The following is an 8,093-nucleotide window of genomic DNA, read 5'->3' on the forward strand; positions in this document are numbered from 1 at the left end:
ATAAGTACGGAAAATTATATCGAGAAGCATTAGAGAATTTCACTCATGCCCAAGCGTTGTTATCTAACTGGGGTTTGGAAGAGTCAGCAGAGGCGAATGGCTCCTTTGGAGAACCCACAGAAGAAATATTAACCTTGCCTGTCCAAAAAACCATTAATGGCATTCACTCAGAAGCTTCAAAAACCAAGCCGGAAGTCGTAGCAAATAGGACTGAACTACCAAAAGTAAACAAGATAACAACAGCAGGTATATCTTCCCCCAACCAAGTAACTCAAGGGGAAGAAAACTTATCTAATGGTAGACTACCAGATGTTGCTCCAAATGAAACCGAATCTGATGAGACTGCTAATGTTGAGTCACCACCAGCCATAAATGCTCTCGTTGCTGCTAAGGGAGAAAGCGACACTTTTGACGAAACCTCAGATACTCAACAGACAGCACCTGAATTAGCCCCGAATAGCACCGTCGAGATATCACCTCAAGCGTCGGAGCTTCCAGTTGCCGAGCCTACCAAGCAAGAGAAAACAACCACTGCACCAGACAAATCGTTATATGGGCAGGATGTTCCCATGCTGGGTGAGTATCAGTCTTTAAGACGCATCGAAGCGGTAGAAAAGCTGTTACAGCAGTATAAGGGTAGTGTATGTCATATAGATTTTGTGGTGCGATCGCTTTATGGGGAGTTAGAGCCGAAAGCTTGGAAAGTTGTTAAAGGTAGAGTTCAATCAACACTGACTCAAGGAAGAGAACAGGGAAAATGGTCACTCGTTCCCGGCAAACCAGGGTATTACACTGTAGATTTGAAGTTACTCAATTCCAAGCGCAAAGACAGTTCTTCAACCAAGAACCAATCGAAAAACGAAAAACCCGCACCGCAAGCGCAAACAAATATTAGTGCTGAGAGTTCTTCTGTTTCGAGTCAAACGCAAACTAAAAAAACAGCTCTACAGGCGAAAGTTAATGTCAGCAAGGATGTTTCTTCTGCACCAAGTCAAAGTCAAGCCAGAAAACCATTTCCACAAGCGAAAGCTAATGTCATACCCATGAAAGGAGAGTTTGAAGGGAAATTTTTGATTGATGCGATTAGTTTGTTACTAGAAAAAAATCCGAGAAAAGTGTTTGATTCAGGTGAAGTGATTGAGCGACTGTACGGTAAACTCTCCCTTGAGCAAGTCAAACAAGTAAAACCAGCCGTACTCAATGAATTGTCACGGGGTTTTCGCACAGGCAGATTCTCTAAAGTGCCAGAAGAAAAAGGACTGTACATTTGGGATGCTAAGTTGCTACCGGACTGAGCCTGACGGGTATGTTGAATATCTGTGAAGAAAAAATCTGCCACTCTATCAGTAGAGTGGCTTTTCTTGTTAACTCTTAACTTGCACATTTTAAAACCCTTATACAGTAAGAATTTGAGAAATATCGGAAAAATGTGCTTGTTTCATATTTTGCGGGAGCGTTAATCGCGCCCGTGGGAAGCTCACATCTTGCACCAAGAAAAATTTATGTAATTTTATTACTCAGTAAAAAAGCAAAAGCCTTGATTTAGCGACAAGAGCCTATAAAAGTAAGGTATCTTTATCGCGCATCTTTTTATTTTACCTGGGGTTGTACGTAGAGGTGCCAGATATGAGTAAAGCTAGTACTGCTCGGAAAATCCGAGAAGCCAAATATTTCAGTAACATCGGGACGAATTAATATTCCAGGTATTTGAGTAGCTTCACTGATACCCGATAAGGAATTAATTAAATCCCCATCAGTGTTCTGAACGAACAAGATCAATCTAGTATTAGGATTGCTTTGCAGCGTAATATCATACCTTAGTAAATTATTGCTTAAACCAGCAATGTCGTAAACAAGTTGGCCATATGTAATATCCGGGCGACCGGGAATAGGCGTGTTTTGAATAGAAGCCCGATCAATTCTCGAAGTCACCAGATTTCCAGACTGAGGAGGTATAGGGTTAAATAAAGAACCGCCATTATCAGTAAAGTTCTCAATTGCTCTAGGATAAAAACCCATACTATTGTTTGGATTGATATCCAAAATCGAGGTATTTAAATCAAAACTAACTTCTGCCTGCACTTGGTTTGGTGGATTACCTATCAAGTTTGAAGTTCCGGAAAATCTAAATCTTTGAGCGTGAGCAGACTCCGGAGCCAGACTGGCTAGCATCGTAAGAGCTGCTGCGGCTTTAGCCATCTTTAATTTAATCAGATTCATCGATCGCCTCCTAATTTAGCAGTTTGGTGTTATTTGCTCGTTGCCACTAATTACAAGATGTATTTGATGCCTGTTTAACACTCCCCACAGAAGACATCTGGGGAAGACTCAGGTTGCTCGCGCCTTGAGTAACGAGTGTTCTTACTGATCACATTATGCTTAACTATGGAAGGTTCAATTCCTAATGTTGCAACAGGAAAAGTCTGGGCGAAGGCATAATTCCCATGTGTGGCGATCTCCTGACATATCACCGAAGCTGTTGAGGGCGATCTGGCGAAAGCTGTGCTATCTGCCAATGGCTGATTAACACTTTAGCTTTCGAGAGTTGTTCACTTGGTCAGGTCGATAAATCAAGGTTTAATGCCTGAAATCCATAGCCCAGATTTCTTTTTTCCTGTCAATGCGTAAGTCCTAAACTCTTAACGCAGAAAATAATCAGCTTTTTGTCACAAAAATATACTTAATTATTAGGGTGATTTATACCAAAATGAGGGGGGCGCTTAAAGATGGGAAATAATAAAAAATCAGTTTATGAACCCTTTTAAATTTAAATTTTGGAGCTTTAATGGGAGTGTCTTATTTTGCTTGTTAGCTTCCTATCCAACAGCGGCAGAAATTATTTCAGATACCACACTCCCTGTGAATTCTAGTGTTACTCCTCAAGGTAACATTAGACTGATTGAGGGAGGCACTCCAGCAGGGAACAATTTGTTTCATAGCTTTCAGGAGTTTTCTTTTTCTGAGGGTACTGCCTTTTTCAACAACGACATGGCAGTTAGGAATATCATCATCCGTGTAACAGGTGGATTGCCCTCTAATATAAATGGCATTATCGGAGCTAATGGAATTGTCAATCTGTTTTTTATCAACCCTAATGGCATAGTTTTTGGCTCGAATGCAGCTTTGCAGATAGGGGGTTCGTTTGTAGCAAGTACAGCCAATAGCTTGAAGTTTGCTGATGGCATTGAATTTAGTGCAACGGCTCCTCAAACTTCTGCGTTATTAACGGTGAGTGTTCCTATCGGTTTGCAATTTAGCTCAAGTCCTGGCAGGATTGTTAATCAATCCCAGGCAAGTCCAAATGGAGAATTTACAGATGCAGACCCTCCCAACCCCATCGGGCTAAAAGTTCCTATTGGTAAAACCCTAGTGCTGGTAGGAGGTAAATTGGCGTTAGAGGGGGGCAATTTAACAACTACAGGAGGCAGGATTGAGCTAGGTAGCGTTGCCCGAACAGGTCTAGTCAATCTGACAGAGATTGCAAAAGGCTATGCTCTTAACTATGTAGGTATTCAAAACTTTGAGGATATTCAAATCTCCCAAGGTGCAATTGTTTACGGAAGCGGGGAGGGGGGTGGCGATATCCAACTCCAAGGTAGGAACGTCAAGATCACTGAAGGTTCCCTAGTTTTTTCCAACGCTTTAGGGACAGCAATAGGAGGAAATATCGCAGTAAATGCCAGCAAATTAAGCGTTGAAGAAGGTGGAGCGATAGGAACCTTTACTCTGGGTGAAGGTCAAGCAGGAAATGTGTTAGTAAGAGCCTCAGATTCTGTAGAAGTGGGGGGAAGCACATCAGACGGTTTGTTTCCCAGTGTTTTGGGTTCTCAAGTTTTTGAACAAGCTACAGGCAACGGCGGCAATTTAACTATTGAAACTGGGAAACTGGTGATCCGAGATGGAGCAGCTATAGACGTTTCTACTTTTGGGGCAGGTTCAGCCGGCAATGTGCTAGTAAGAGCCTCCGATAGTATAGAAGTGAGAGGGAGAACACCAGATGGTAGTAATGCTAGCGGGATTTTTGCTCAAGTGGCACAGGCAGCCATAGAAAATGCAGGTAATGCGGGAACTTTAACTCTTGAAACTAAACGGCTAACTGTCCAAGGTGGAGCGCAGATTTCTACAGCAGCACGGCAAAACGGAAATGGGGGAAATTTGACTATTAATGCCTCAGATTCGATTCAACTGAGTGGAACTTCACCACTTGCCACAGCCTCAGGTAACGATCTTAACCGCAGTGGAGTTTTTATCATCGCTGCGCCAGAAGCTAGAGGTAATGTCGGAAAATTGAATCTAACCACTGGACTGCTGAGTGTTGAAAATGGAGCCAGAATATCAGCGGATAATTTTGGTATAGGTCAGGGAGCAACTCAAACCTTAAATGTCAGGCAGTTGGTTGCTAGGAACGGAGGCGAGATAAGATCAGGTTCTTTTGCTGAAGGTGCTGGCGGAACTTTGAATGTAAACGCTACCGAGTCAATACAGGTTATCGGTACAGGAACCATTGATTCCACCCCAGTCAAAAGTACCTTGTTCAGTCAAGCTCAAGGTGCAGGCAAAGCTGGCAACTTAAACATTACAACCCCAAGGTTAAATGTTGAAGATGGCGCAGAAGTGACTGTAAGCAGTCAAGGTTCGGGTTCTGCTGGCAACTTGACCATAACAGCTAATGAGGTTCGCTTGAATCGAGGAAGTCTGACTGGAGAAAATTACGCGGGAGACGGAGCAAATATCAACCTACAGAATTTAGATTTATTATTGTTGCAAAATCAAAGCCTGATTTCCGCTCAAGCTTTCAACAACGCGAGCGGCGGTAACATTAATATTGATGCTGCAAACGGTTTTATTGTGGCAATTCCTGGGCAAAACAATGATATTATTGCTAATGCTTCTCAAGGTCAAGGTGGCAGAATAGAAATTACATCTCAGGGTAATGTTGGTATTGAAGAACGAGAAGCTACTTCCCGAAATACTACCAATGACATTGATGCTAGCTCTGAATTTGGCTCTAATGGTACTGTGACGATCAACATACCAAATTTCGACCCCTATCGGGGACTATTAAAACTGTCTACAGGTTTAGTAAATACTCCAGCGTTAGTTTCCTCTAGCTGTGGTGGTTTTGGTGAAGAGGTTAGTGAGTTGACCGTCACTGGACGTGGTGGCTTACCACTCAGCCCCGAAGATTTCCTCAGCCCTGATGTGGTTTGGACAGATACTCGTCTGAGTGCTACCACAGCACAGCAAGATCAACCCAAAAAACCTATTTCCAAATCACCCTCTAAACCTGAAGCGAGCGCTATTGTCCCCGCTACTGGCTGGATGTTCAATAACAAAGGTGACATTACGCTTATCTCCTCCGCACTTAATGCTACAGGCTTAGGTTATACTCCTGTTACCTGTTCTTGACGTTAAACATCAAATCAACAAACTTTCACTCGGTCGTCGTGGCACGCTCACAGAAATTGCTCAGAAATTAGATATGCAGCCGGGACAGATTCGAGAATATTTGGCGGCGGCGAATGGGACAATTTCTCTAGATTTGAAAGTAGGAGATAACCAAGATACAGAACTAAGCGAACTTTTAGCCCATGAAGGGACATCACCAGATGAACAAATTAACCAAGAAATGTTACGCCAAAATTTAAGCGATCTATTAGCAACACTCAAACCTGTGCAGCGGGAAGTATTAACTTTACGGTTTGGGTTGTTAGATAATCAAGAACGAAGTTTGGCTCAAATTGGGGAAAAGCTCAATATTAGTCGAGAGCGAGTGCGTCAAATACAGATGCAAGCAATGACTGCTTTACGTCGTCAGCAACCATCTATGGGGCAGTATTTAACTTCTTGATGAGGAAATTACCTGACCCTGATGATAGATATGATCCAAGGTGGATTAATTCTTTTGTTGAACAGAAGATATAATCCCTACCTAACCCTGTTCTGTCACTTTCGGAAAACAATAATCGTAGCTAAACATTGGAACCTGTATTTAATCAAAGTTTGAGTCTTTATTTTCTAATAGAAATTAAAATTTATAGTCAAAAACTGAAAAATAAAGCTCCAAGAGACTTTCAGGGATTGGCTTTTCCCAGTTTGACATAAGCGTCCGAGGAAAGCGATCGCTTTCCTAATGGATGTAAAGAAACATTTCTGTTTCTTAGAAGAGGGATAAGATTCAGAGAGTTAATACTGCTGCCCCCGATGAACACTAGAATGCAAGCGCACCAGACAGTTGTTAGGGACTTCCAAGTAATAAAATATTCCATCGTTTTGGTGAGCAGGGAGAGGAAGAATCAACAATCATCAACGCTCTCAAAATTGAATAATTTAATTTCTGGAAGTCCTTTAAACTATATTTCTACAAGAGAGAATGTTGGTCAACTCTAGTATCCTTAAGGGAAATTACCTCAACTGTGCGAAATCCGAGTACTGCCAAGAGATTATTTTCGGGCAGTTTGACGGGAGACGGTTGATCACCCTGACCTGGAGCGGGGAGGGGATAGGCAGTTGCAGCAGCAGTGTGGAAGCGAATATTACCTTCGTTATGCTCAATCACTTGATGGATGTGTCCTGTTAATACTGTGACTGATGTAAAACGAGATATCAGTGAGAGCAACTTTGCCGAATCGGCAGTTGCCCATCCCCATTTGGGATAAAGGTTATATAGAGGAATATGACTGAAAACAACTAGCGGTGTATCCTGTTTCTGCGCTGCCAAATCTTTGGAGAGCAAATCCAATTGCGCCTGACCTAGTTTGCCCGTACCAGTTGCCCCAAAATCCAGCACATTGGTTAAGGAGACAAAGTGGATTCCCGCCTGATCCCAAACCTGTAAGCCTTCTTTGACATCCTTGCGGTTAAAGGCTTCTTCGTAGGCTTTGCCGTGATCGCCAATTGTATCATGTTCCCCTGGTAGGGTAAACAGTGGGACTTTCAATTGAGAAAGCAGTTGTTTAGCCTGATCAAATTCTTCTGGTTTAGACAAATGGGAGATGTCTCCGGTGTGAATGACAAAGGCGGGTGGAGTGGGTAGAGCATTGATTGCATTGATCGTTTTCTGGAGCGTATCGGTCACGTGTTCATTTGCAGGTTTTTTAAAACCGATGTGCGTATCGCTAATTTGAACGAAGGAAAACGGTAAAGCCGTCGATGATTTTTGAGTATTTGGTTCTCCTACCTGACAGGCAGTTAATAAGCCATTTCCGCCAACAGTCCACATAATGCCGAGTCCTGTCCAGCCTACGTGTTCAATAAATTTTCTGCGTTGCATTGGTATTCCTGAGGTTAGTTTTTCTTATTTGTTACTGTCAACGTCCCTTTCATAAAGGGATGTATTGAGCAAATATAGGGATAAGTACCTGGTTTAGTAGCGATGTAGTTCCAGGTTTCATTGGTATCCAGTGCTTTAGAGTTGAAAGTACCATCCGTAGCCGTAGCCGTGTGAGGTTCTTCATCGACATTGATAAATTGAACAGTTTTACCAACAGCAAGCACCAAATTCGCTGGCTCAAATTTGAAATTATGGATTTTGACTGTAGCATCGGCAGTTTGTTGACTAGTTTGGGGTTCGGACTTGGGTTGTTCCATCACCATTGGCTGGCTAGTCATTACCCTATGGTTCGGACTACAGGATGACAACGACAATAGGATGACCAAGAAGGCACTGGCGATCGCTATGAAAAAATAAGAAATGTATTTCATGGGCGTTCTTCCATCCGCTTTGGTTGACGGCGTTTAGTAAACAGTCCAGTCATACTCACTCCGGTAACCACTAAGCCAATTAGACCTAGCCCATTTAAAACTGGCACAATGGCATCGAGTTTAAAGATTTGCAAGGTGTGAATAGTGATGAAAAATCCAGCCAGATCCTCTTGATGCAACCATGTGTCGGCGATGGCAATGCTAATACCAGTAACAGCAGTGAAGAATAACGGCAAACAAAAGAGTGTGGCAATTAGCCGATGGTATTTGCGAAATGTGTTTTTCATCCAATACCTTAGCCAATTTACGAGGGTTTAATGCCTGTAGAAACGGGATGAATACGTCCTAAAGAAGTAAGCTTGGCAAAAATCTGGGTTAATAAAATAGGC

Annotated in this window: 8 protein-coding genes; 3 read left to right on the forward strand and 5 right to left on the reverse strand. The window is 42.5% G+C overall.

What is annotated here, in order from left to right; all coding sequences use genetic code 11:
* Positions 1–1,295: hypothetical protein (locus H6G76_RS35480; protein WP_190710877.1), on the forward strand; the 1,295-nt coding region annotated here is incomplete at its 5' end.
* A 295-nt stretch (positions 1,296–1,590) separates the two neighbouring features.
* Here the strand turns inward: H6G76_RS35480 and H6G76_RS35485 are convergent.
* Positions 1,591–2,220: a hypothetical protein gene (locus tag H6G76_RS35485; protein WP_190710878.1), complete on the reverse strand. Its 630-nt coding sequence runs from the start codon at positions 2,218–2,220 to the stop codon at positions 1,591–1,593.
* A gap of 74 nt (positions 2,221–2,294) precedes the next feature.
* Entirely contained in the window at positions 2,295–2,516 is a 222-nt protein-coding gene (locus H6G76_RS35490; RefSeq protein ID WP_190710879.1) for a hypothetical protein, read from the reverse strand.
* A gap of 235 nt (positions 2,517–2,751) precedes the next feature.
* Here H6G76_RS35490 and H6G76_RS35495 point away from each other — a divergent pair, with 235 nt between their 5' ends.
* On the forward strand, positions 2,752–5,409 hold the full coding sequence (locus H6G76_RS35495) for a filamentous hemagglutinin N-terminal domain-containing protein (protein ID WP_190710880.1): 2,658 nt from the start codon (positions 2,752–2,754) through the stop codon (positions 5,407–5,409).
* A 13-nt stretch (positions 5,410–5,422) separates the two neighbouring features.
* Positions 5,423–5,851, forward strand: coding sequence for a sigma-70 family RNA polymerase sigma factor (locus H6G76_RS35500; protein ID WP_313934894.1), 429 nt, complete (start codon positions 5,423–5,425; stop codon positions 5,849–5,851).
* Between the two features lie 510 nt (positions 5,852–6,361).
* On the opposite strand, the gene H6G76_RS35505 is transcribed toward H6G76_RS35500, so the two are convergent.
* Genes H6G76_RS35505 through H6G76_RS35515 form a run of 3 tightly spaced genes read right to left on the reverse strand, consistent with a single transcriptional unit; the run spans position 6,362 to position 7,991 of the window.
* Entirely contained in the window at positions 6,362–7,273 is a 912-nt protein-coding gene (locus H6G76_RS35505; RefSeq protein ID WP_190710882.1) for a metallophosphoesterase, read from the reverse strand.
* Positions 7,274–7,287: 14 nt separating this feature from the next.
* Positions 7,288–7,704, reverse strand: a complete 417-nt coding sequence (locus H6G76_RS35510) for a cupredoxin family copper-binding protein (RefSeq protein WP_190710883.1) — start codon at positions 7,702–7,704, stop codon at positions 7,288–7,290.
* Positions 7,701–7,991 carry a peptidase gene (locus H6G76_RS35515; RefSeq protein WP_190710884.1) on the reverse strand — a complete coding sequence of 97 codons (291 nt, stop codon included), beginning with the start codon at positions 7,989–7,991 and terminating at the stop codon, positions 7,701–7,703. Before H6G76_RS35515 ends, H6G76_RS35510 begins: the two co-directional genes overlap by 4 nt.
* Between the last annotated feature and the right edge of the window lie 102 nt (positions 7,992–8,093).

Origin of the sequence: Nostoc sp. FACHB-152 (genome assembly GCF_014697475.1) — a bacterium.
Lineage (GTDB): Bacteria > Cyanobacteriota > Cyanobacteriia > Cyanobacteriales > Nostocaceae > Nostoc_B.

Excerpts from the sequence above, each read along its gene's own strand:
- H6G76_RS35485 (WP_190710878.1), bottom strand. The coding sequence starts at position 2,220 with ATGAATCTGATTAAATTAAAGATGGCTAAAGCCGCAGCAGCTCTTACG.
- H6G76_RS35495 (WP_190710880.1), top strand. The coding sequence starts at position 2,752 with ATGAACCCTTTTAAATTTAAATTTTGGAGCTTTAATGGGAGTGTCTTA.
- H6G76_RS35510 (WP_190710883.1), bottom strand. The coding sequence starts at position 7,704 with ATGAAATACATTTCTTATTTTTTCATAGCGATCGCCAGTGCCTTCTTG.
- H6G76_RS35505 (WP_190710882.1), bottom strand. The coding sequence starts at position 7,273 with ATGCAACGCAGAAAATTTATTGAACACGTAGGCTGGACAGGACTCGGC.
- H6G76_RS35515 (WP_190710884.1), bottom strand. The coding sequence starts at position 7,991 with ATGAAAAACACATTTCGCAAATACCATCGGCTAATTGCCACACTCTTT.